Annotated in this window: 15 protein-coding genes; 1 reads left to right on the top strand and 14 read right to left on the bottom strand. The window is 49.2% G+C overall.

Going from position 1 to position 24750, the window contains the following annotated elements; genetic code table 11:
* Positions 1-1084: 1084 nt before the first annotated feature.
* The 11 genes from LDN30_RS03065 to LDN30_RS03015 form a co-directional block, all read right to left on the bottom strand.
* Positions 1085-2245, bottom strand: a complete 1161-nt coding sequence (locus tag LDN30_RS03065; protein WP_223928705.1) for an OmpA family protein — start codon at positions 2243-2245, stop codon at positions 1085-1087.
* Between the two features lie 445 nt (positions 2246-2690).
* Positions 2691-4511: a DNA mismatch repair endonuclease MutL gene (gene mutL / locus LDN30_RS03060; protein ID WP_223928704.1), complete on the bottom strand. Its 1821-nt coding sequence runs from the start codon at positions 4509-4511 to the stop codon at positions 2691-2693.
* A gap of 3 nt (positions 4512-4514) precedes the next feature.
* Positions 4515-4805 (bottom strand): hypothetical protein, encoded by a 291-nt coding sequence (locus LDN30_RS03055; protein WP_223928703.1) that lies wholly within the window; start codon positions 4803-4805, stop codon positions 4515-4517.
* A complete protein-coding gene (locus LDN30_RS03050; RefSeq protein ID WP_223928702.1) occupies positions 4802-6862 on the bottom strand; it encodes an OstA-like protein in 2061 nt (686 codons plus the stop codon). Before LDN30_RS03050 ends, LDN30_RS03055 begins: the two co-directional genes overlap by 4 nt.
* On the bottom strand, positions 6859-8370 hold the full coding sequence (locus tag LDN30_RS03045; RefSeq protein ID WP_223928701.1) for a peptidylprolyl isomerase: 1512 nt from the start codon (positions 8368-8370) through the stop codon (positions 6859-6861). Before LDN30_RS03045 ends, LDN30_RS03050 begins: the two co-directional genes overlap by 4 nt.
* A 2-nt stretch (positions 8371-8372) precedes the next feature.
* The gene (locus tag LDN30_RS03040) at positions 8373-9803 is read right to left on the bottom strand and encodes a foldase protein PrsA (protein ID WP_223925283.1); all 1431 of its coding nucleotides are present in this window, start codon (positions 9801-9803) and stop codon (positions 8373-8375) included.
* A 105-nt stretch (positions 9804-9908) separates the two neighbouring features.
* A complete protein-coding gene (guaB, locus tag LDN30_RS03035; protein ID WP_223925281.1) occupies positions 9909-11393 on the bottom strand; it encodes an IMP dehydrogenase in 1485 nt (494 codons plus the stop codon).
* Between the two features lie 391 nt (positions 11394-11784).
* Positions 11785-13527, bottom strand: a complete 1743-nt coding sequence (locus tag LDN30_RS03030) for a PD-(D/E)XK nuclease domain-containing ATP-binding protein (RefSeq protein WP_223928700.1) — start codon at positions 13525-13527, stop codon at positions 11785-11787.
* 124 nt (positions 13528-13651) lie between these two features.
* Complete coding sequence (locus LDN30_RS03025) at positions 13652-15394, bottom strand: PD-(D/E)XK nuclease domain-containing ATP-binding protein (protein WP_223928699.1); 1743 nt, start codon at positions 15392-15394, stop codon at positions 13652-13654.
* 124 nt (positions 15395-15518) lie between these two features.
* Positions 15519-17261: a PD-(D/E)XK nuclease domain-containing ATP-binding protein gene (locus LDN30_RS03020; RefSeq protein WP_223928698.1), complete on the bottom strand. Its 1743-nt coding sequence runs from the start codon at positions 17259-17261 to the stop codon at positions 15519-15521.
* Between the two features lie 99 nt (positions 17262-17360).
* A complete protein-coding gene (locus tag LDN30_RS03015; RefSeq protein WP_223925273.1) occupies positions 17361-17912 on the bottom strand; it encodes a hypothetical protein in 552 nt (183 codons plus the stop codon).
* Between the two features lie 1166 nt (positions 17913-19078).
* On the opposite strand from LDN30_RS03015, the gene LDN30_RS03010 reads away from it, so the two are divergent.
* Positions 19079-19681, top strand: coding sequence for a hypothetical protein (locus LDN30_RS03010; RefSeq protein WP_223928697.1), 603 nt, complete (start codon positions 19079-19081; stop codon positions 19679-19681).
* A 117-nt stretch (positions 19682-19798) separates the two neighbouring features.
* Here the strand turns inward: LDN30_RS03010 and LDN30_RS03005 are convergent, their stop codons facing one another.
* The 3 genes from LDN30_RS03005 to clpX form a co-directional block, all read right to left on the bottom strand.
* Positions 19799-21088, bottom strand: a complete 1290-nt coding sequence (locus LDN30_RS03005) for a serine/threonine protein kinase (protein ID WP_223928696.1) — start codon at positions 21086-21088, stop codon at positions 19799-19801.
* Positions 21089-21184: 96 nt separating this feature from the next.
* Positions 21185-23356: a DNA helicase RecQ gene (gene recQ, locus LDN30_RS03000; RefSeq protein ID WP_223925267.1), complete on the bottom strand. Its 2172-nt coding sequence runs from the start codon at positions 23354-23356 to the stop codon at positions 21185-21187.
* Between the two features lie 146 nt (positions 23357-23502).
* On the bottom strand, positions 23503-24735 hold the full coding sequence (gene clpX / locus LDN30_RS02995; protein WP_223928695.1) for an ATP-dependent Clp protease ATP-binding subunit ClpX: 1233 nt from the start codon (positions 24733-24735) through the stop codon (positions 23503-23505).
* Positions 24736-24750 lie beyond the last annotated feature (15 nt).

Here is a 24750-nt window from a genome sequence, read left to right as displayed (position 1 = left end):
GGGGTGGGGGTTATCCCCACCCTACCAGCTGCGGACTATATACAAAACAAATATAACGCAGCTGCGAGGGCGGGGATAAACCCCGCCCCAACGGCGCCGAGTGCTGCAAACATCTTAGAATCAGTGGTTTGAATAGAATATCAGGTAGTGTACGCAAGTGGTTTTATTTGTTTTCCCTGAAGAGAGCCTGCATCACCGCCTTTGATTTGTATTTTTCCTGAAGAGAGTCTACATCCCCGCCCTCTTACTTATGAACATCAATCGCATCAGCTATGCGCTATAATTTGCGGTGGCGCATTGACGAAGTCAGGAGAGTGCGCGTTTATCCTTACCACAGGAATTTTTGCACAAACCGCTGTTCAACCTCTTCGAGGCTGGTCGTGATTGTTTCGTGCGGCGTTTCTACCCCAAACTGCGGTCGCTGGCTACTGAGAATTAAGCCCCGTCGGGGCTTTCCTGTAGTACCAAGAAACCACGGAATATATGCAGCAAGTCAATAAGCCTCTCATTGTCAACGACATACATATAGCCACCATTCTATACCCCTTTCTATACCCCTAAAATTTGGATTCGGGGAAAAAATTATGTACCTTTGCAGCGAAATAAAAAACCAACATTATTACGACAGCCCGTATATCTCCGGTGAGCAATTCCGATTATCAGTACACATTATTATATATGCAAATCTCTTTTCCTCTAACCCAAGGGAAAAATCCCTTGAAACCTAATTACAAGGGAAACGAAATCACGATTGCGCTTTTCAAAGATTGGGAGTAGATATTCATAAATAAGTAGGATGGCGGAGATGCGCATTCTCTTCTGACAAAAACAAAATAAAACCCCTTGCGCTTGCAATGGCAGCACCAAGATCCGACGGAGGAGGATACGACAGGGACTAAGCCCTTGGTGCTAACACAAAGGGACTTATAGGTTTTGGTCCCAATTTATGATTGTTGATTTAACCGTAGATTATCCGTAGAACGAAATTGAGGCCCAACGCGTAGTGCAGAGATGCGAAAAGGGCATCTCCCCGACATGAGGAAATGCCCTTCAGCATATAGACTATGAAAGTCTGGATAGAATATTAGTCGATAATCTGAACCGTAGCACGGCGGTTGAATGAAATCGGCGAGAGCTGCTCAACACCACCGAGGCCCTTGACAGAGATATTCTCGGCAGGGATACCCATCTTCACGAGTTCTGCCTTGACAGTCTCAGCACGGCTGACAGACAGCTTGTGGTTGATCTCCTTAGTACCGGTAGCACTGTCGGCATAACCAGTGACGAGGATCTTGCGGTTGTTCTCCTTAGCATACTTAGCCAGAGCGCGGACGTTGACAAGGTCCTTCTGCGATGCAACGTTGGTCTTGTTAAGCTCGAAGAATACAGATACCGGAGTAGAGATAAGCTCCTTGATAGACTTCGTAACGGTCTCGGTCTTAGGCTGTGTTCTCAGCTGGTTGCGGAGATTAGAGTTCTCATTCTCAGCATCACGCAGCTTAGCGTTAAGAGCGTCGATAGCAGCCTGATGCTCTGCATTGATAGCATCGACATCCGGAGTGACATTCCAAGAAGTCTTACCAAGGCTGTAGGTCAGACCCAACTCGCCATAGACATTATTATCGTGCGAGATCCATCCACGACCGGTTCCTGAGCCAGAGCCATCGATGTCGCCCTCAATACGGTTCCAACCGAACTCGAGGTTGATTGCGATGTTCTTCGACACTCGGAACTCATTCAGGATACCTGCGCGGAGATACATGCCATAGAAGTCTGTCGACATACAACGGCCGATACCAGCTCCTACGAACGGAACGAGGTTGTAGAAACGCTTAGGATTGTAACCGACGACCATATTGCTGACGTTGAAGAGAGCGTCGCCGTTGATCAGCCAGTACTTGTTGCCCTTCTTGTGAGTGCCCTGCAAGTGTGAATCATCGTCAACGCGGCGGCCCCAGATACCCTGACCCTTAACACGGAGTCCGAGACCAGGAGTGAACCACTTACCTACAGCTACTGCTATGCCGGGAACACCACGGAAACTCTTGAATGGGTTCCGTGTAAGATTCTGACCGTGCTCCTGGTCGGAGTACCATACGTTCCAGTCAACACCACCCTGAACAAACCAGTTGTTCCAGAAAGAGTTAGTTGCTACACTACTCTTGTTGGCAATAACACTGTTGGTCTGAGCAAACGATGTTGCAGAGACGCCTACAAATGCCAAAGCAATCAATAAATTTTTCATAACCTATTAAAAATGAATATTTATATTCTAATAATACTGAGTTTAATCACCAATTCCTTAGACTGCGGACAAAGGTAGCAATAATTTCTTTAATTTTCATCTTTTTTAATGAAAAAATTGGTTACAAATGTGATTTTTTCAACAAATTGAACAAATATCATTACCTTGAAAGCCACTGTCCTGCAAATTTTTATGGTGCAAAAGTAGAAAGAAATAGTCAAGGGTACAAATAATATTAAGGGGAAAATAAGGTCCGTGAACAAAACATACACAACAAATTAACAAATTGTTACCATGAGCTTGCCGCGGTTTCATGATGTACAAGATAGCAGAAGAGTTTACGGAGTGACACAAACAGTATTCGGCAAGGTGGAGGAACGGAGAAACGGGCAAAAAAGGTAGGCACAAAAAAACTCTTGGGAACGCCCAGAGCTTACGCTGTGGACTATCCCAAGAGTCTGTCAATATCCTGTTGGCCAAAAATGGCGAGTATTCGCTTGCCGTCGGGAGTATAATTCACGTTGCCGCAGGCGAAAAGGCTGTTGATGATATTCTCCATCTCGTCGTTACTGAGCACCTGACCCTGCGGGATGGCGGCATTGCGCGCGAGGCTGAGGGCCAACGAACGGTTAATGTCGTCGACCACCGACGACTCATGACCGACGGCGGAGTCGACCATTGCAGTAACGAGTTTTACGACATCAATGCCCTCAAGACCGGCGGGGACGGCATTAACGGCATAGCTGTTGTCGCCCATATCGGTCAACTCGAAGCCGAGGTTCGTAATCTCGGGTAGTACGCGCTGCAGGGTAACAGCCTCTGATGGTGAGAAATGGACGACCTCGGGGAATAGCTCCTTCTGCGGCATACGGTGCTTGTCACGGAGCTGTCCGAGATAGCGTTCATAGAGTATTCGCACATGGGCGCGGTGCTGGTCGATAATCATCAGGCCCGATTTCACGGCAGTCATAATGTATGTGCCCTTATACTGATAGTGGGCCGGCGACTTCTCGGCAATGATGTCGTTGGCGGCTGTCGACTCTTCCTCTGCCGGGAATAAAGAGTTCTCCTTTCCCGTCTCGCGCCTCAGCCCCTCATAAAGGCTCTCCCAGTTGCGCGGTGCCGAGGTTTGCATCTGCGGCATCTCGACGGCATTGTTCTTGAACGGGTTGTAAGACTTATCGTAATTAACTTTAGGGGCAGAGGCTGTGGCCGAAGGGTTGAACACGGGGATGTCGGGGCGTCCCTCGGTATCGAAGTCTATTGTCGGCACCTCGCTGAACTTTCCGACGGCATCCTTGACGGCAGCAGCAAGAATCTGCCACACAGCCTGCTCGTTCTCGAATTTTATCTCCGTCTTAGTTGGATGGATGTTCACATCGATATTCTCAGGAGCCACATCGAAATAGATAAAATATGGCACCTGGTCGCCTGTGGATATCAGACGTTCAAAGGCCGACTGTACAGCCTTATTGAAATAAGGATGCTTCATGAACCGCCCGTTGACGAAGAAGAACTGGCGCACTCCCCGCTTTTTTGCCGACTCCGGTTTGCCGACAAATCCAGAGACATTGCACAGCGTTGTCTGGACCCCGAGAGGAATTATCTCCTGGTCGATTTTCTTGCCGAAGACATCTGCAATACGCTTATGGACGTTGCTCGCAGGGAGATTGAACACCTCAACACCGTTGCTACGGAGGGTGAAGGAGATATCAGGATATACCAGCACAATCCGCTGGAAAGCGGTTATGATATTATTCAGTTCCGTGGTATTCGATTTCAGAAACTTCCGGCGTGCGGGGACGTTGAAAAAGAGATTCTCAACAAGGAAATTGCTGCCTACGGGACACGAGCACGGTTCTTGTCCTGTCACCCTGCTTGCCGAGATAGACAAATGGGTTCCAATATCATCGTTGGCCTGACGCGTGCGCAGTTCCACCTGTGCCACAGCGGCTATCGACGGCAAGGCCTCACCACGGAAGCCCATAGTGTGGAGCGTGAACAGGTCGTCGGCCTTACGAATCTTCGAGGTGGCATGACGCTCAAAGGCCAGACGGGCATCAGTTTCCGACATACCCTTGCCATCGTCGATGACCTGAATAGCTGTACGGCCGGCATCAGTGACAAGGACATCGATATGGTGTGCACCGGCATCAACGGCGTTCTCGACCAGTTCCTTAATCACCGACGCAGGTCGCTGGATGACCTCGCCGGCGGCAATCTGGTTAGCTACGCTGTCCGGTAAAAGTTGTATTACGTCACTCATTGTCTACTTACTTAAATAAATCCAGAAAAGAAGGAGCACCAGGATGATGACTATCACAGCACCAGTATTGTTAATCAGTGCATTACGCTTAATCATTCCTCGACGCTGGCGTTTCTCCCTCACATCATTGGTAAAGACTCCACGGAGGCTTTCACGACGGGACTCAGGAGTGCTATCAAGGCCAAGTTCCTTGCGGGCCCGTCTCTCAATGTTCTTAACCCTGTCGGTATGCTCATCGTAGAATATCGGCTGGTGATGGAACCTACGCGGTTTGGGCTGGCTGAAGAAACTCATGGCCGCACCTCCTCGACCGACGGATGGCCCACAGGTGTGGCAGGATATACTATCTGCCGTCGTGTGCCGCTACTGGTCACCACCGTGGCAGTGTTGCCGGCGTTACCGTTCCGGCCGTTATGCCCTTTCCCGCCGACATACTGCAATGGCGGCGGAGGAATGCGAACCTGACGCTGCTGCGACTTATCGCCCTTACTGGCATGGCGGAAAATATCATGTTTGTCGAGCGGACGGATATAATCGTACCATGCAAAGCCCCGCAACTTGAGTTTGTCGGCGGGAATCTGGTTCATAGGATACAGCGTGCCGCTCGATTTCGGCATCCAAATCTTCTGTAGTTTTCTGTCCGGAGACATAAACGCACGCATGGTGTCGGTCTCTGTGTAGTTGAGTCCAATCAGCGAGCTGTCCTTATCGTCAACGGGATAGAATACTACGAGTACATTACCGAAGGCCTCACTGCAGCGTATTTTGCCGTCAACGAAATAGCCATATATCCTCTTCGATGAAATCTGATTGTAATGCTCGCCGTCGGGCATCTGCTCTATCGACATTGCGTTACCCATGACATGGGCCTCCCTTATAGTGGAGTCGTTCATGAAACAGCGGATGGAATCGCCGACGAGCTGCCGTTGTCCGGTCCAGACTATCGGGTCCTGATACATGGTCATGGTGGAGTCGCCGGTAAATCCGACCAACAGCCCGCAGACGGCCTGCACGTCGCTGCGAAAGGCCCTAACGTTGCCAATGCCGTAAAAGGTTCTTACTGTATCCTTTTCCATCCGGAGTGTGTCGCCCGAGAAAGCACCGATAACGGGCTTGTCGACAACCTTACCCCTCATCTTCAGCGTATCGGCATGGACGAAAAGGGTGTCGCCATTGGCACTCTGTGAGAAATCCTTGACGATGGCATGACCATAGGCGATGGCATGTAGCTCGGTATAATGTACATAATCTCCAAGGAAAGCATTTTTCTTCAGATGATCAATATAGTCGACATGGCCTTTTCCATACCCCTCTTTGGTCTGGGCATTATAGCTCAGGTAGTCGCCCTTGATGGTGCGCTGTGCAGGTCGGTCAACGATAACCGAATGACCGTCACCCTCGAAGGCCACAACCTCGTTACGGGGTTTTCCGTTCTTATACACATTTGCTGTACGGAATTTAACGTTATCACCCGTAATCGTGCGGCCGCCCTGCTTATCGACGACTTTCACATGACCATGCCCCTCGCCTCGTCCGGTAGAACGGTCGTAAGTCATATTGTCGCCTTCAATATCCCGTTCGTGCGATGTCACGGTTGAATGGCCGTGAGTTGTAAATCCATGAGATATTCCATCGAAATCGGCATTATCAGTATGGACGACCTCTCCGGCGGCAGTACGTATAACCGATTTACCTTGGACATGTCCCTTTTTGGTCTGGGTATTATAGTTGAGCGATGGTGTCGTAACCGTATATTCAGGGCTGTGCAAAACAACTCTATGGCCTGTGAAATGAGCATCGTGCGTCTTTGTGTTGTAGTCGCCTTGCTCCGATGTGACCGTGGCACCATTGCCCGACAGCCGGCCATTGCCATAATAATTAGCGGTATGCGATTCCACATTATATATAAGGCTATCACAATGGAGCGAATTGCCTGGCTGAGTCATGACGACATGCTTAGAAGCGGTGAAAATCTTGGACAGGCTGTTATAGCTGGCACGCACCGACGACAAGCTGACATTGCCTGTGCCACGGTGCATCTTCACATGCCCCATCGCATCGAAAGTATTCGAAATCTGGTTGAAGAAGGCACTGTCACAAGAAAGAGTGTTGTCCTCGAAGCGAAACCGGACATTGCCCTTGGCAATCTGCACACCGGGACGAGTAGCCTGATCGAATTTCAAGTCGTCGGCATGATCAAGATATACCCACTCGGCTTTCTTCTTAGTCTTTCCCTTACCACTGCCTTGAGCATCGGACTGTTGGGGTAGTCCAATGACAAACAAGCATAGAACCACAATGTAAATGATTCTATGCCAGTTCGTTATCGTCTTATGACTATTATTGATCATTGGTCTTTCACCCATCCTTCATATTGGAACTTACAATTCTTGTACTCCGGAAGCATCCTTACATAGGTATCTTTAATCTTCTTCTCAACCCACTGTTGCAGAGTGTCTTCCTTCCGCTTGGCAAGAACGATATTCTTCATATCCTGGAAATCCTCAGCTATGGTAGCGCGATGCTCGTCAACACGGCTTTTGAGCTTACATATCAGGCACACCACCTTACCACGTTCACTGACCATCTGGAACGCTCTTGACACCTCACCGACTTTCATTGTGTCGACGACCTTAGCGATTTCAGAAGGCAGGTCCTTCATGTGGAATCTCGATGTGCGCTCCGTCTGTGTGGAGTTGGCAAGGAGTCCGTTGTTGTTCTTTGTATCCTTATCATCCGAGAGATAGCCAACAGCATCCTCGAAAGTGAACTTTCCGGCCCTGATGTCATTGCCGATAGAGTCGAGACGACTCTCCGCTTTGTCTATTGCAGGCTGACCGATACGCGGTTTCAGAAGGATATGCCGGCAGTTGATGCGGTCACCACGGCGGTCGATGAGTTGAATGATATGGTAGCCGAATTCCGACTCAACTATCTTCGACACCTTCTTAGGGTCCGTCAGATTGAAGGCCGCAGCCGCGAAAGCCGGGTCAAGCATTCCACGGCCGGTATATCCAATCTCACCGCCCTGACGCGCAGACCCTGTATCCTCAGAATAAAGACTTGCCAACGTTGCAAACGAAATCTCACCTTTATTAATACGGTCGGTAAATTCGCGCAACTCATTCTTAATTCTATTCACCTCCTCGGGAGTAGGCTTAGGTGTCTGAGTAAGAATCTCCACCTCTACGGTCGTAGGAATTTTCGGCAGACTGTCGGCAGGCATGTTCTTGAAATAGCTGCGGACTTCGGCCGGTGACACAGAAATATCTTCCACGAGTTTCTGTCGCATTTTCTGAACGAGCATACTATTCTTATACTCATCATGAAGTTCCTGACGCATCTGGGAAATCGTCTCGTGGCGATACTGCTCAAGGCGTTCTTTTGAACCGCCGGCCATCTGTATGAAATAATTCATCTGCTGATCGACACCCTGGGTTATCTCCGATTCCGACACCTCGATACTGTCGAGTGCGGCCTGATGCAAGAAGAGCTTCTGAACAGCAATCTGCTCCGGTATTGTGCAGTCGGCATTGTCACCGAAGTCATGGCCCTCAGCCGAGCCCTGCAGGCGTGTAGCCTCGATGTCCGACATAAGAATAGGCTCATCGCCTACTACCCACACCACCTCATCGACGATGCTCCCACGTGTCGGCTCCGACAGTTCAGTACCAAGGTCAGCAGGATTGGCAACAGCTGTTGTATCAGCAGCACCCTTCTGTACGGCTGTATCGGCAGTGCCATAAAGCGGACGCATCATACCGGTAACACCGCCCGTCGATGCTGCATTGCCGACAATCGCCATCGCAGAGACGACTGATAATACGGCTATAAGGCTTGTCTTGTATATTTTGTTCATTCTTAATGGTTGTTTACCGTGGCAACGACCTTATCGTCAATGCTGACGGCATATTTCTTATGAAGGCTGTCGACCCATTTCTTCTCGAGTTCATCCTGATAATCAGAGACCACCTGACCGCGGACGTCGCCGAGTTCCTTAGGAGCCGAGAGTTTCTTTCCATAGACGGCATCAATGGGATAGTCTTTCAGTTTGGCAACCTTAGCTCCTTGCTTCTTGAACACCACGCTGTCGACAAGGCTATTATCACCCTCTTTGAAGATGCCTTTCTCCACACGTATGCGGATCGTCTTGCCGCTGTTAAACTTCTGACGGAGAGCCTCAGCCCAATCACTGAATGGCAATGATTTCACGCAGTCGGCAACAGCCTTGACATCAGCGGCATCCTTAACGTGATAAGCAATACCTCTAAATCGGGGTCCGTCCCATTTATATTGTTTCTTATGGGCCTTGAAGAATTTCTCCAAACCGCCCTCATCTTTGTTTGCCTTGTTCCACACCACGCTGTCGCTGATGGCAAAGAGAAGGAGTCCATCGTGATATTCACGAATAAGATTCTTCAGATTAGAGTCCTTTGCCGACATCTCAGCAGCACGCTTGTCATAAACTGCATCAGCTGTGGTCTTTTCTTCCTTGGCTATCTTCTCGACATTCTCCTGAGCAAGCACCGACCGATACTGGCGCTGTTCGAGGAACTTAGTGATGTTAACCCTCAGGGAGTCGTATGGCGGCACCTGTGACCTTTTATCCATACGGATGATATGATAACCAAAAGGCGAGAGGAAAGGCTTCGAAATTTCGCCGTCCTTCAACGTATAGGCAACGTTCTCAAACTCCTTAACCATATTACCTGGACCGTAAGGGCCACCGAGACTACCTCCGCGGCTTGCCGAGCCCGGATCTTCCGAGTATTTCTTTGCAAGGGTACTGAAGTCGCCACCCTTTTTCAGCACAGTATAGATTGAATCTATACGCGTCTTGACGGAGTCCTTACCTGCTGCCGAAGCGTTCTGTGGCACACGGAGGAAGATATGAGAGCAAGAGTAAAGTCCCCTCGGACCTATCGACGCCTTCATATCGTCATAATATTTCTTTACAGCCTTCTCCATGTCGGAGTCGGTGACAAACGACGGCCGTATCTGCTGGTCACGATACTTGCGGAACTCATCCTTGAAGGCAGTGATAGTATCAAGATGGGCATCAAGCGCGGCCTGTACCTTCAACTTATAATCAACGAACAAAGGAACGTACTCTTTTACCGTCTTCTTGTCGATAACGCCTGCAGAATTGTTCTTATTGTAAGAGTATTCAAACTCAGAGCGCAACACCGGCTTTCCGGCGATAGTCATTATTACAGGATCCGTCGATGACTGTGCTGAAACGTTAATACCTACAGCCAGAAGACACACCCCAAAAAGATATTTTAAATTCATTTCGATTCTATATCCTTATAATATAAGAAGTTTCACAATGTTCGTCAAGTTAGCAAAGCAATCCCTCCTGACTTCGGGAGGGACGCTTGCAGCAATTTTTTTATTCTATTCTGGACGCGAATAGTTTGGAGCCTCACTCGTGATGGTAATATCATGAGGATGGCTTTCGAGCACGCCGGCATTGGTAATACGGGTGAACTTAGCATCGTGCAGACGAACAATATCACCTGCACCGACATATCCCATACCCGAGCGCAGGCCGCCGATGAGCTGGTACAGCACTTCCTGGACCGTTCCCTTGTATGGTACACGTCCGGCAATGCCTTCCGGCACAAGTTTCTTGGCATCCTTGATATCGTTCTGGAAGTAGCGGTCACGCGAACCGTTCTTTTGTTCCATAGCCTCCAGCGATCCCATACCACGATATGTCTTGAACTTACGTCCGTTGAAGATGATTGTCTCGCCGGGGCTCTCCTCTGTTCCTGCCACGAGCGAACCAATCATGACACAGTCGCCGCCGGCTGCAAGAGCCTTTACGATATCGCCAGAATAGCGAAGACCACCGTCAGCGATAAGAGGAACGCCTGTCCCTTTGAGAGCACTATACACATCGTATACTGCCGACAGCTGTGGCACGCCCACACCGGCAACAACACGTGTAGTACAAATAGAGCCCGGGCCTATTCCCACCTTCACGGCATCAGCACCGTTATCGACGAGGAACTTCGCTGCGGCACCTGTAGCGACATTTCCTACCACTACATCAATGTTCGGGAATGCAGCCTTCACATCATGGAGTTTGCCGATGACACCCTTTGAGTGACCATGGGCAGTATCAATGACGATAGCGTCGACGCCTGCGTCGACAAGAGCCTGTGCACGATCAAGAGTATCGACCGTCACACCGACACCGGCGGCGACACGCAGACGGCCCTTATCGTCTTTGCAGGCCATTGGCTTATCCTTAGCCTTTGTGATGTCCTTGTATGTTATAAGACCGACAAGCTTATTGTCCTTGTCGACGACGGGGAGTTTCTCAATCTTATGCTCCTGAAGAATCTTTGCAGCTGCGCCGAGATCAGTCTGCTGATGTGTTGTCACAAGATTCTCCTTGGTCATCACCTCATCGATGGCCTTGTCCATACGGGCCTCAAAACGGAGGTCACGGTTAGTGACGATGCCTACAAGATGATTGTCATCGTCGACGACAGGAATTCCACCAATGTGATATTCCGACATCATCTTCAGCGCGTCGCCAACAGTTTTACCCTTCTTGATAGTAACAGGGTCGTAGATCATTCCGTTCTCGGCACGCTTGACGATAGCAACTTGCCGAGCCTGCTCGTCGATAGACATATTCTTATGAATAACGCCGATACCTCCCTCACGAGCCATAGCGATAGCCATTGAAGCCTCAGTGACCGTATCCATAGCCGCCGATACAAATGGCACATTCAGACTGATGTGGCGCGAGAAACGGGTTTTCAACTCTACCTCTTTGGGCAGTACCTCTGAGTAAGCAGGGATCAAAAGGACGTCGTCGAAAGTAAGGCCGTCCAATACAATTTTATCTGCAACAAATGATGACATAGATGTGATTTGAAAATTTATTGCGTGCAAATTTACCAATATTTTTCGAGATAGACAGCACTTTCCAACCTATTTCTGACATTGTTAAATGTATTTAACGTGAGAAGCGGCATCTCATGTATTAAGGTATAGGAAATATTCCTGTCAAATACCGACATATCCCACAGCCTCAAAGCCGTTTCCATTAATCCCTACGGGGTTGGTGGTATAGAGTCATGGAGCGTTGACCGCAACCTTTTATCAGCAGCGTCGTGACCATTCCTCGGCATCGGTTTTCGGATCAATTTTCCAATTATCAACCACATTTTCCAAAGGTCTTATCCTTACGACATTTGTATGAGTCAAGACAAGGAGTATTTCACTCAGTTACGTGATTGTGATCATGATAGAATCACTTTCCGCCTCCGACTTCCTCTATCCTTATTGCGTCATAGCCCTTAATCTGCACCACGATGGGATGGAGCTGGGTGCCGTGGAGCATCGACTGGAGTTTCTTGTCGGCCGCGTAAATTTTGATTTGATCCACAGCCTCCGACCACTGCCGCTTGGCATCAGCATCGGTAGCATCGGCCTTAAGGTATTTAAGCTCAAGGATGTAGCTATGCTTCACCATCGGGTATACGGCATAGTTGGGCAGGAGGAAAAAGTCGCAGTATCCGTGCGAGAATTCCATCTCCGGCGCAATAAGATAATAATTCGTCAGCGTAAGGTAAGCGTTCATGAATCCCTGCAGATTGCGCTCACCCTCAATGAGTTGCCGTATGGCTGTCGTATCGTGGTAGGCCCTACAGATATATTTTATGAGTGGCTGCCAGTCGCCGTCAAGAGCAGCACGACTGAAATAAAGGCTTAGCTCAGTGGTATTTACGCACGATATAGACTGGTATTCGTCCAACAGATAATGATAGTACTGCAACCGCACGTTGTTGTTGGGGATAGTGAGCTTTAGCAGTTCGCCTTCCACACCGCCGATGGTCAGCATACCGTAATAGTACAGCAGACTGAGGAAATTGCCGAACTCCATCATCCGCTCTGCCGGGAAATGGCTGACTATCTGCCCGTAAACATAACCTTGCTCGGCGATGTCATGAACGACATTCAACCGTTCTCCCTCCAAAGTATCGATTTCTATCAACCGCTTCAACTTGCCATAATCCGTCATCGTATTCGGGTCGACAAGTTCCTTGGGTCGACTACCCAAACCGATAAGATTGTTCATATAGTAGCACACCATGTCGCTGTTGAACATACTGGGCTCCTTGCCGAAACTCTCTTCGGCAAAGCAGTAGTTGTCGTACCACGGCTTAATGTCGTCGATTATGCTATCCTCAGTAACGTCTTCTTTGATAGCCCCGGCATCCTTATAATACCGTATCATCTGCCGGACTTCGTCCTCCGAGAAACCGAGCATCTGGTTGAATCGCGGATCCATGGTGATATTCAGCGCGATATTGTAGCCGCTGGTCAGGTCGTCGAGGGTTATGGGCGACACCCCGAGCATGATGATGCGGTCGAACATCGGCTTGAAAAGCTTAAAGACATCACGATAAAAGCCAGTACCATGGGTGAGGGCATGGTAAGCATCGTGACCTTTGATATTCAGGACGTTATTCGTAAAGTTATCGTACTCGTCAACAACAAGATAAAGAGGGCAGCCGGCGGTATGCGCGGCTACATTGATATAATTGAGTTTTTGCTCCCCATGCTGCAGCCGTCTCACCTCCTCAACGAAACCATCGGGATAGAATCTCGCATATTTCCGCGCGAAACTGTCACAGCGCATGCTAAGATAGAAATCGAAATTCTCCTGCAGACGCTCCACATCACTGCCCACCAAGGAGAAGTCCAGATGCATAACCTGGTACTTGTTCCTATTCTCCGTCGGATGGTCGGCAACGTACAGTCCACGGAACAGCTCCTCAAAGCCGGATTTCTCGTTAACATCATAATAAGCCTCAAGCATATTGAGGAAAAGACTCTTGCCGAAACGGCGCGGACGGACAAGAAACAGGAAGTTGCCTGCCTGCTCCATCTTCTCGAAATACATGGTCTTGTCGACCAGGTATTTGTTCTCACTCCGCACCTGCTTGAAATTGGAGATGCCGTAAGGTATTAGTTTAAAAACCGTGCCCATAACGATTCGCTATCTTACATGCAAAGATACAAAATTTTTAAGGCGATTGCAAGTTTTTGGGCAGGAAAAACAAACCCGGCTTTCAATTTTTATTCAACAAAGGCCGAACTGATATTTCCCGAAATTACTTTCCGCCTCCGACTTCCTCTATCCTTATTGCGTCATAGCCTTTTATCTGCACAACGATGGGATGAAGCTGAGTGCCGTGGAGCATCGACTGGAGCTTCTTGTCGGCCGCATAGCTCGTGATTTGTTCCACAGCCTCCGACCACTGCCGCTTGGCATCAGCATCGGTAGCATCGGCCTTAAGGTATTTAAGCTCAAGGATGTAGCTGTGCTTCACCATCGGGTATACGGTATAGTTGGGCAGGAGGAAAAAGTCGCAGTATCCGTGCGAGAACTCCATCTCCGGCGCAATAAGATAATAATTCGTCAGCGTAAGGTAAGCGTTCATGAATCCCTGCAGATTGCGCTCACCCTCAATGAGTTGCCGTATGGCTGTCGTATCGTGGTAGGCCCTACAGATATATTTTATGAGTGGCTGCCAATCGCCGTGAAGAGCAGCACGACTGAAATAAAGGCTTAGCTCAGTGGTATTTACGCACGATATAGACTGGTATTCGTCCAACAGATAATGATAGTACTGCAACCGCACGTTGTTGTTGGGGATAGTGAGCTTTAGCAGTTCGCCTTCCACACCGCCGATGGTCAGCATACCGTAATAGTACAGCAGACTGAGGAAATTGCCGAACTCCATCATCCGCTCTGCCGGGAAATGGCTGACTATCTGCCCGTAAACATAACCTTGCTCGGCGATGTCATGAACGACATTCAACCGTTCTCCCTCCAAAGTATCGATTTCTATCAACCGCTTCAACTTGCCATAATCCGTCATCGTATTCGGGTCGACAAGTTCCTTGGGTCGACTACCCAAACCGATAAGATTGTTCATATAGTAGCACACCATGTCGCTGTTGAACATACTGGGCTCCTTGCCGAAACTCTCTTCGGCAAAGCAGTAGTTATCGTACCACGGCTTAATGTCGTCGATTATGCTATCCTCAGTAACGTCTTCCTTGATGGCCCCGGCATCCTTATAATACCGTATCATCTGCCGGACATCGTCCTCCGAGAAGCCGAGCATCTGGTTGAATCGCGGATCCATGGTGATATTCAGCGCGATATTGTAGCCGCTGGTCAGGTCGTCGAGGGTTATGGGCGACACCCCGAGCATGATGATGCGGTCGAACATCGGCTTGAAAAGCTTAAAGACATCACGATAAAAGCCAGTACCATGGGTGAGGGCATGGTAAGCATCGTGACCTTTGATATTCAGGACGTTATTCGTAAAGTTATCGTACTCGTCAACAACAAGATAAAGAGGGCAGCCGGCGGTATGCGCGGCTACATTGATATAATTGAGTTTTTGCTCCCCATGCTGCAGCCGTCTCACCTCCTCAACGAAACCATCGGGATAGAATCTCGCATATCTCCGCGCGAAACTGTCACAGCGCATGCTAAGATAGAAATCGAAATTCTCCTGCAGACGCTCCACGTCACTGCCCACCAAGGAGAAGTCCAGGTGCATAACCTGGTACTTGTTCCTATTCTCCGTCGGATGGTCGGCAACGTACAGCCCACTGAACAGATCCTCAAAGCCGTACTTCTCGTTAACATCGTAATAAGCCTCAAGCATATTGAGGAAAAGACTCTTGCCGAAACGGCGCGGACGGACAAGAAACAGGAAGTTGCCTGCCTGCTCCATCTTCTCGAAATACATGGTCTTGTCGACCAGGTATTTGTTCTCACTCCGCACCTGCTTGAAATTGGAGATGCCGTAAGGTATTAGTTTATAATCCGTGCCCATAACGATTCGCTATCTTACATGCAAAGATACAAAATTTTTAAGGCGATTGCAAGTTTTTGGACAGGAAAAACAAACCAGGCTTACATTTTTTATTCAACAAAGGTCAAACTGATATTTCCCGAAATTACTTTCCGCCTCCGACTTCTTCTATCCTTATTGCGTCATAGCCTTTTATCTGCACAACGATGGGATGAAGCTGGGTGCCGTGGAGCATCGACTGGAGCTTCTTGTCGGCCGCATAGCTCGTGATTTGTTCCACAGCCTCCGACCACTGCCGCTTGGCATCAGCATCGGTAGCATCGGCCTTAAGGTATTTAAGCTCAAGGATGTAGCTGTGCTTCACCATCGGATATACGGCATAGTTGGGCAGGAGGAAAAAGTCGCAGTATCCGTGCGAGAATTCCATCTCCGGCGCAATAAGATAATAATTCGTCAGCGTAAGGTAAGCGTTCATGAATCCCTGCAGATTGCGCTCACCCTCAATGAGTTGCCGTATGGCTGTCGTATCGTGGTAGGCCCTACAGATATATTTTATGAGTGGCTGCCAATCGCCGTCGAGAGCTGCCATATCAAAAGCATCATCCAACTCAGAGACATCAATGGAGTGAATGGAACTGTATTCGTCCAGCAGATACTGATAGTACTGCAACCGCACGTTGTTGTTGGGGATGATGAGTTTGAGGCGATCTCCCACCGTTCCGCCAATGGTAAGCATGCCATAGTAATACAGCAGACTGACAAAGTTGCCGAACTCCATCATCCGCTCTGCCGGGAAATGCGAAACCAAGCGAGCCTTAATAAATCCCTTCTCAGCAATGTCGTGAATGACCTCAATGCGCTTGCCCTCAGACTTATCGATCTTGATAAGCCGTTTCAGTTTGCCATAGTCAGTCATCGTATTCGGGTCGACAAGCTCCTTGGGGCGACTACCCAACCCAACAAGGTTGTTCATATAATAACATACCATGTCGCTGTTGAACATACTGGGCTCCTTGCCGAAACTCTCTTCGGCAAAGCAGTAGTTGTCGTACCACGGCTTAATATCGCCGATTATGCTATCCTCAGTAACGTCTTCTTTGATAGCCCCGGCATCCTTATAATACCGTATCATCTGCCGGACTTCGTCCTCCGAGAAGCCGAGCATCTGGTTGAATCGCGGATCCATGGTGATATTCAGCGCGATATTGTAGCCGCTGGTCAGGTCGTCAAGGGTTATGGGCGACACCCCGAGCATGATGATGCGGTCGAACATACCCTTAAAGAGCTTAAAGACATCACGATAGAAGCCCGTGCCATGGGTAAGGGCATGGTAAGCGTCGTGGCCTTTGATGTTCAAGACGTTATTCGTAAAGTTATCATACTCATCAACAATGAGATAGAGCTTTGAACCTGCACTCCGGGCCACATCGTTAATAAAGTTAAGCCTTTGTTCCCCACCCTTTATCTGCCTTATCTCATCCACGATATTACCGGGATAGAACGCCGCGTATGCTTTGGCAAAACTTTCGCAGCGCAAACTTAGATAGCAGTCGAAGTTGTATTGCAGGCGATCCACATCACTTCCTACGCGTGAGAAGTCCAGGTGCATAACCTGGTACTTGTTCCTATTCTCCGTCGGATGGTCGGCAACGTACAGTCCACGGAACAGCTCCTCAAAACCGTTCTTCTCGTTAACGTCGTAATACGCCTCAAGCATATTGAGGAAAAGGCTCTTGCCGAAACGGCGCGGACGGACAAGAAACAGGAAGTTGCCTGCCTGCTCCATGTTCTCGAAGTACATGGTCTTGTCGACCAGGTATTTGTTCTCACTCCGCACCTGCTTGAAATTGGAGATGCCGTAAGGTATTAGTTTAAAATCCGTGCCCATAACGATTCGCTATCTTACATGCAAAGATACAAATTTTTTAAGGCGATTGCAAGTTTTTGAGCAAGGAAAATCGCGATGCGGAATATTTTTAACAAAACATTATTCTATCGTTATGAGTCTGTCCATCTTCATCACACCGTTTGTCTTAACGAAGTGCACTTTCTTTGCACCTTTAAAGCCCATATCGACAAAGTCATAGCGGTACCACATATCACCTAAAGGAGTGATTGACAGGATTTTCGTCGGACCGTCACCATCCTGCGCGCCAGAGCGGAAGTCCCAAATAGCATAGCCAAAGCCATCGTAGTCGTAATCGGATGCCAACTTGTTAAGCAGACGTGGAGCACAATACTTTTTTAGGTTTACGTCAGCGCCGTTTGTCGCAGCTCCAAATAGCTTTCGTATTATTTTTTTCGCCTCTGCATTATCCTCTTTTTCAGCTTTCTCCTTAGCAGCCGCCTTGGCTATAGAGTCCTGCTGACGGGCTTTGAGAGCAGCCGCCTCAGCTTCCGCCTTCGCTATAGAATCAGCATTCTCCTGCTTAACGCTGACACTATCCTTATCCGCTTGAGCTTTTTCTTTACCCGACGGGCCACAAGCCGCAAGACTGCACACCGTCAAGATGATTGCATAAATTACCAGTCGTCTCATAGCTGTAAATTTTAGTTAGTTGTACGTTCTTAGTCATGAATTACTCATGTCGAGGATAGACCATTAGTTCCAATCATCGGTTGCAAAGATAATACCTTTCTGTGAGATTTGACTATTTCAAATTATTTCTTTCTGAAAGAATATCTCCGAGATATCTTCTTTCTCTACCCTTAGCCTCAACCATAATCCATTAAATTTCAGTCATCCCTATCTCCACCATATTCTCCTTGTAGAACTATCATTAACATTATTAGTTTTAAGAATCGGAATAGCCGTAAAGTCAACCTGAAGAAAAAGTATGCGCGTTCAGACTCAATGATAACAGTCATTTCTCGCCACCCGTCCGACCATCCAAAACACACGAAATATCTTTACACCATTTCAATACATACCATTTTGGCTTGCGAAACGGTCCGTTTCATCGTCTAAAACGGTCCGTTTCGCAGTCTAAAACGGCCTGTTTCGCAAAGCAAAAAGGCATAAATTGCAAAGCGTTGACAATCAGACTATTGCAAAGGTGAATCTAAAATGGCAGTAAGATGAAATACTTTTACATTCAAATGTGAATTTTATTGTTCATTCATCGGTCCCAGAATAACCAAAAAATCGGCCGTGGAAACAATTAAGGCGGCCCCATCTTATTCACTAATAAGATGAAACCGCCGGATTATATTAAAGTTTAGTCATCATGTTGCGTGCGAAAGAAAATATTATGTAGTAAGGTTAACACACAGGCTTTAGAATCAAAGAAGTCCTTACAGAATACCCATCTGTATTAAGAGCCGCTCTTGCGGAAGAATTGAGAGACTCATCGAAACTGGTTCCCGCTCTTTTCTGCACGTCTTTTTTAGGAGGGCACACGTCAGGTCCTCACAGTTATATACCGTTCTTCGGCAATCCCTGTATGACTCGTAAAAGTAAGATAGGATTACGCGTCAGCTGTAACCTAATAAGACTTTCGTGAGTCTATATAGAAGATTGTTACGGTTGCAAAGATAATAGCTTTCCGCGAGACTTGACTATTTCAAATTATTTCTTTTTGAAAGAAATTTTCATTTCCTTCCGAAATATTCAGTATCTTTGCACGTAGATAGCACTTGCGACCGCAAAGAAGCAGGAAGACAGAGCACACCGCAGGTATAATAGAGGAGAAGAAAACAAAAAGGATGAGACTATTTAAACGAAAGCCCAAAGACATAAACAGACTGAAGGAGGACGTCGAGAAGGCCCTTGGATGCTCGATAGGCACACCGAAGGACTTCCAGCGGTTCCGCAATGCCATCTACTCACGGCTGAACATCATCATCGGACTGTCGACGCTCATGCGACTGTGGGGATACGTCAACGAGGAAGGACATCCGAGAAAGGGGACCCTCGACACCCTCGCCCAATATTTGGGCTACCGCGACTGGACCGACTACAGCCACATGGCTTTGGAAGACGCCGAGTCGGACAGCTCACAGATTATGAGCCACGGCATCAGCGTCCCCGACCAGCTCACCGAAGGTGACCGCCTGCGGCTGCGGTGGCTTCCCGACAGGATTTGCGACATAGAGTATCTCGGTGGCATCGACTTCAGTATCGTGGCCGCCACGAACACCCATCTGCATGTCGGCGACAGGTTCAAATGCAACTTTATTATAGAGGACGAGCCGATGTACCTCAGCAATCTACAGCGTGAGGGACTGGCTCCAATGAATTATATCTGTGGAAAGAAAGCCGGCGTAAGGTACGAATTACTGCCGAAAGACGAGAATAATGAGGAGTGAGCACATCAGTGTTCACTAACGAAAGGACATTATTCGTAGGAATTTATTACCTTTTTAGACGTATCATAAAGGGGCAAGCAACCTCCTGACATGCTCACCTCGAAGCTAAAAGCACAATCAATAGAACACAAAATGACGGAAGCGGTTCCATGGATAGGCCTCATAGCTCTTGTGGCTATCCCTGGGAGCGTGGATGACAACGGTGGCGAAATGATTGGCATCGAACACATCATCAACATTGGCAGGCCAAAATTGATTGCCGATGACGGGCGCTTGACTGCCACGGATATATATGTCGGTAAGGTTTGGGCACTGTTTGAAAGCCCCTTTCATCAAGTGAGCGCCACCCGGAATGATTACCGAACGCAGATTACCGTCGCCACGGAAAGCGTTGAAGGTAATCTCCTCCACCTTATATATAAAGCCATCGTAGTTTACCACATCGGGCACCTCAACGGTAGAATCCGACTTATTGGCAAGGCGCGCCGTGGCTTTTCCCCCACCCCACGACTCATAAATGATATTCGAATACTGAAACCGCGCCACGACATCGTAATAAGGACGCGGATTGGCCAGACGGTCCCAAGCAAACAGACCACCGACGATAACGACTACGGCCAGACACAACGATACCGCAACAGTGGCCATACGCCTACGGCGGCGAATGTTAGGGACCACGTCGCTGACATGAGCCAGACGGCTGTCGAGAGGTCGGAGCATCCTGCGCACTACACCGCCCCACGGCCATCCGAGCCTCATCTCACGGAGGATGACTCCGAGGCTGTATACGTCGTTGCGCTCATCGGTGACGGAGAGGTGGCGCTGCTCGGGCGAAATATATCCTTCGGTGCCCGCCGACTGTTTGAAAATGGTGAAGCTGTCGGTGTCGGCAAGACCGAAATCGATAAGTTTCACCTGACAACCGTTACGGGTAATCATGATATTTGAAGGTTTTAGATCGCGGTGGACAACTTGAAGAGAGTGGACATACTCCACGGCACGGATAATCTGGAGAGCAATCTGCCGACGGCTGCAGCGGTCGGACTTCCACGGAAACGACTCCGGCGACTCGCCGTCAAGCCACTGGCTGAGGGTCAGTCCGTCGACCCACTCCATGACGATGCACGTGCCATAAGGCTCGATACCGCAGAAATCAAAGACTTTCACAACGCAGGGGTTGTGAAACATCGAGAGGATGTCGTACTCCTTTCTGAGCAGAGCGAGATATTCCGGACTGTCTTCATACTGTTTCTGCAGCGATTTGACGACATACCACTGACCGTTGCGGCGGGCGCGCCACAGGATGCAGTATGATCCGTCGGCAATCTTCTCAAAGTCGGTGTAACTACTTGACGTAGCACTGTAGTCGCTGACAGTGAAGCTGGAGTATGGAGTATCTTCTCTCATAATATCATTGGCCGGCACACGGACCAGACCAAGGTCGTTGAAAACAATCGGCAAATAAGATTATAGCATACTGAATACCAACACGTTGGGCAGGCATCAGTTAGCCATCTCCGACATAAACTTGATGCGGACGAGACGTATCTCCTCCTCGGTATAATCCTCGTCGAGCTCGTCGTAGGCCTTATCGAGGCTGTCGGTGTCCGATTCCATGAAATATTGGTATATGTCGTCTATCTGATCCTCGTCATAAACATCCTCAAGGAAGTAATCGATATTAATCTTCGTACCGCTGTAGACAATCTCATCGAGCTTGTCGAGGAGTTCGTCGAAGTCGAGACCCTCAGCCACGGCAATGTCGTCGAGAGGTATCTTACGGTCGATATTGCTTATAATCTTCAGTTTTTTGTTTTTGTTCGACACCGTGCGCACGCGCAGTTCCTCGGTCGGCACGATGTTATTCTCCTCACAGTACTTCTTTATAAGGTCGCAGAACGGCTGACCGTAGCGTTTGGCCTTTCCCACGCCGACGCCCTGAATCTTCTGAAGATCAGTGAGATTGGTGGGATACATCGTGGCCATCTGGTCGAGCGACAGGTCCTGGAAGATGACATAAGCGGGCAGCTTCTTCTTCTGGGCTATCTCGCGCCGGAGGTTGACAAGCATCTTCTTCAGCGGCAAGTCGAGAGCCGACGTAGCCCCGTCGCCTTCCTCCTCATAGTCGTCCTTGAAGACTGTGTCCATGACTATGGGGAACGACGTAGGATTGTCAAGGTATTTCTTTCCGGCTGCGGTGAGTTTCAGGATGCCGTAGTTCTCGACATCCTTACGCAGATAACCGGCAAGAAGAGCCTGACGTATGACCGGATTCCAAATAGCCACATCCATATCGCTGCCCTCGGCAAACTCCTCAAGCTCGTCGTGGTGGTGGTCGCGGATGTCATCGGTGGCAAAGCCCTTGACGAAGTTGACCACATATTCCTGGTGGAAGTTCTCCTTCAAGGCCTTAACGGCACTGAGGACGATGACGAGAGCGTCCTTACCCTCAATCTTTTTCTTCGGGTTGCGGCAGTTGTCGCACATTCCACAGTTGTCCTTAGGGTATTCCTCACCGAAATAATGGAGCAGCATCTTGCGGCGGCACACCGACGACTCAGCATAGGCCTGGGTTTCCTGCAACAACTGACGGCCTATCTCTTGCTCGGCTACCGGCTTGTTCTCCATGAACTTTTCAAGTTTTTTCAAGTCCTTCTGCGAGTAGAAGGCTATACAGTCGCCCTCCTGACCGTCGCGTCCGGCACGGCCCGTCTCCTGGTAGTAGCCTTCAAGGCTCTTAGGGATGTCGTAATGGATGACAAACCGCACATCGGGCTTGTCGATACCCATACCGAAAGCGATGGTCGCCACAATGATATCAATGCGTTCCTGAAGGAAATCGTCCTGGGTGTGCGACCGCACTTCGGCGTCGAGACCGGCATGGTAGGCAGCAGCCTTAATATCGTTGGCACGAAGAATCTCGGCTAATTCCTCAACTTTCTTGCGCGAAAGGCAGTAGATAATGCCGCTCTTGCCAGGATTCTCCTTTATATACTTGACGATATCCTTGTCGATATTTTTAGTCTTGGGGCGTACCTCATAGTAGAGGTTCGGACGGTTGAAAGAGCTCTTGAACTGCACTGCGTCCTCAATGCCGAGACTGCGGAGGATGTCGGTGCGCACCTTGTCGGTGGCCGTCGCCGTCAGGGCGATAATCGGTGCCCGTCCTATCTGGTCGACCGACTCCCTTATCTTGCGGTATTCGGGGCGGAAATCGTGACCCCACTCCGAGATGCAATGGGCCTCATCAATGGCATAGAAACTGATTTTCACATTCTTGAAGTAGTCGACGTTCTCCTGCTTGTTGAGCGACTCAGGAGCCACATACAGCAGTTTGGTCTTGCCCGACGAGATATCGGCCTTCACCTGGTCGATTTCCGACTTCTTCAGCGACGAGTTTAGATAGTGAGCCACACCGTCCTCCTCGCTGATGCCGTTGATAACATCAACCTGGTTCTTCATCAACGCGATAAGGGGCGACACAACGATGGCCAGACCGTCCATGAGCAACGACGGCAGCTGATAGCAAAGACTCTTGCCGCCACCGGTAGGCATAAGAACAAAAACGTCGTGACCGCCCATGAGATTGCGGATAATAGACTCCTGATCGCCTTTGAAATTGTCAAAGCCGAATATTCTTTTCAGTTCCTTTTTAAGATTGTCAGTGTTCGTCATTGATTGTGTGAAATTGTAAAGGTACCGCCGTAACGGCAAAACCGCAAGTAGACTGTATTGTGTTGAAAGACGCGTAACCGCGTAACATGTAATAATGAGAGGCGGAAGTTGTTTGCGGACTCCTTCCGCCTCCCATCGTTCATGGCCTATGCCGACTCCAGCCGGCGCAGATGCGACTTCTCGAACTGCTGGCGGGCATAGTCGGCAGTAACCTCGAAAGTGCGCTTGCGCGACGATGGAATCTCGAACATAGCGTCGCTCATGATATTCTCGACGATGGAGCGCAGACCGCGGGCACCGAGTTTGAACTCTATTGCCTTATCGACGATGAAGTCGAGGGCATCATCGGTGAACGTCAGTTTAACCTTGTCCATCTCGAAGAGCTTCTCATACTGGCGGATGATGGAATTCTTCGGCTCAACGAGGATACGGCGCAGAGCCTCGCGGTCGAGGGGCCGCAGATAGGTGAGCACCGGCAGACGGCCTATAATCTCGGGGATGAGCCCGAACGACTTCAAGTCCTGCGGGGTAATATACTGCATGAGGTCGGCCTTATCGATCTTCGCCGTATTCTGGACGGAGTTAAAGCCCACCACGTGGGTATTCAGACGCTGGGCAATTTTCTGCTCAATACCGTCGAAAGCTCCACCGCAGATGAAGAGGATATTGTGGGTATCGACATGGATATATTCCTGGTCGGGGTGCTTACGACCACCCTGAGGCGGAACGTTAACCATCGTTCCCTCAAGGAGTTTCAGCAGTCCCTGCTGCACGCCCTCACCACTGACATCACGGGTAATACTCGGATTGTCGCCTTTACGGGCAATCTTGTCGATCTCGTCGATGAAGACAATGCCCTTCTCGGCTGCCTGGAGGTCGTAGTTGGCTACCTGAAGCAGACGCGAAAGAATGCTCTCAACATCCTCGCCCACATAGCCAGCCTCGGTGAAGACAGTAGCGTCGACGATGGTGAAAGGCACATCGAGCAATTTGGCAATGGTACGCGCCAGGAGAGTCTTACCAGTTCCGGTCGAACCAACCATAATGATATTGCTCTTCTCTATCTCCACGCCATTATCGTCCTTTGGCTGCTGCAGACGCTTATAGTGGTTGTAGACGGCCACAGAGAGTGTGCGCTTGGCCTCATCCTGTCCAATGACATACTGGTCGAGATACTCTTTTATCTCTTTTGGCTTTGGCACTTTTGTAGGTGCCGCGTTCTTCTTGGCGTCTTTCTGGACGGCATCGTACACACCGGCCTGCTGGGCTATCTGCCATGCCTGGCGCAGACAGTCCTCACAGATATTGCCATTGATGCCTGTGATGAGAAGCCGGACCTGATCCTCCGCTCTTCCACAAAAATTACATTTCTTCGGCATTGATATTCTTCCTCC

This window comes from Prevotella lacticifex (assembly GCF_019973375.1).
GTDB lineage: Bacteria > Bacteroidota > Bacteroidia > Bacteroidales > Bacteroidaceae > Prevotella > Prevotella lacticifex.
Note: the sequence above shows the minus strand (reverse complement) of the source record. Positions and strands in the feature narration are given on the sequence as shown.

Coding starts and splice junctions, on each gene's coding strand:
- LDN30_RS03065 (WP_223928705.1), bottom strand. CDS start 2,245: ATGAAAAATTTATTGATTGCTTTGGCATTTGTAGGCGTCTCTGCAACA.
- mutL (WP_223928704.1), bottom strand. CDS start 4,511: ATGAGTGACGTAATACAACTTTTACCGGACAGCGTAGCTAACCAGATT.
- LDN30_RS03055 (WP_223928703.1), bottom strand. CDS start 4,805: ATGAGTTTCTTCAGCCAGCCCAAACCGCGTAGGTTCCATCACCAGCCG.
- LDN30_RS03050 (WP_223928702.1), bottom strand. CDS start 6,862: ATGATCAATAATAGTCATAAGACGATAACGAACTGGCATAGAATCATT.
- LDN30_RS03045 (WP_223928701.1), bottom strand. CDS start 8,370: ATGAACAAAATATACAAGACAAGCCTTATAGCCGTATTATCAGTCGTC.
- LDN30_RS03040 (WP_223925283.1), bottom strand. CDS start 9,803: ATGAATTTAAAATATCTTTTTGGGGTGTGTCTTCTGGCTGTAGGTATT.
- guaB (WP_223925281.1), bottom strand. CDS start 11,393: ATGTCATCATTTGTTGCAGATAAAATTGTATTGGACGGCCTTACTTTC.
- LDN30_RS03030 (WP_223928700.1), bottom strand. CDS start 13,527: ATGGGCACGGTTTTTAAACTAATACCTTACGGCATCTCCAATTTCAAG.
- LDN30_RS03025 (WP_223928699.1), bottom strand. CDS start 15,394: ATGGGCACGGATTATAAACTAATACCTTACGGCATCTCCAATTTCAAG.
- LDN30_RS03020 (WP_223928698.1), bottom strand. CDS start 17,261: ATGGGCACGGATTTTAAACTAATACCTTACGGCATCTCCAATTTCAAG.
- LDN30_RS03015 (WP_223925273.1), bottom strand. CDS start 17,912: ATGAGACGACTGGTAATTTATGCAATCATCTTGACGGTGTGCAGTCTT.
- LDN30_RS03010 (WP_223928697.1), top strand. CDS start 19,079: ATGAGACTATTTAAACGAAAGCCCAAAGACATAAACAGACTGAAGGAG.
- LDN30_RS03005 (WP_223928696.1), bottom strand. CDS start 21,088: ATGAGAGAAGATACTCCATACTCCAGCTTCACTGTCAGCGACTACAGT.
- recQ (WP_223925267.1), bottom strand. CDS start 23,356: ATGACGAACACTGACAATCTTAAAAAGGAACTGAAAAGAATATTCGGC.
- clpX (WP_223928695.1), bottom strand. CDS start 24,735: ATGCCGAAGAAATGTAATTTTTGTGGAAGAGCGGAGGATCAGGTCCGG.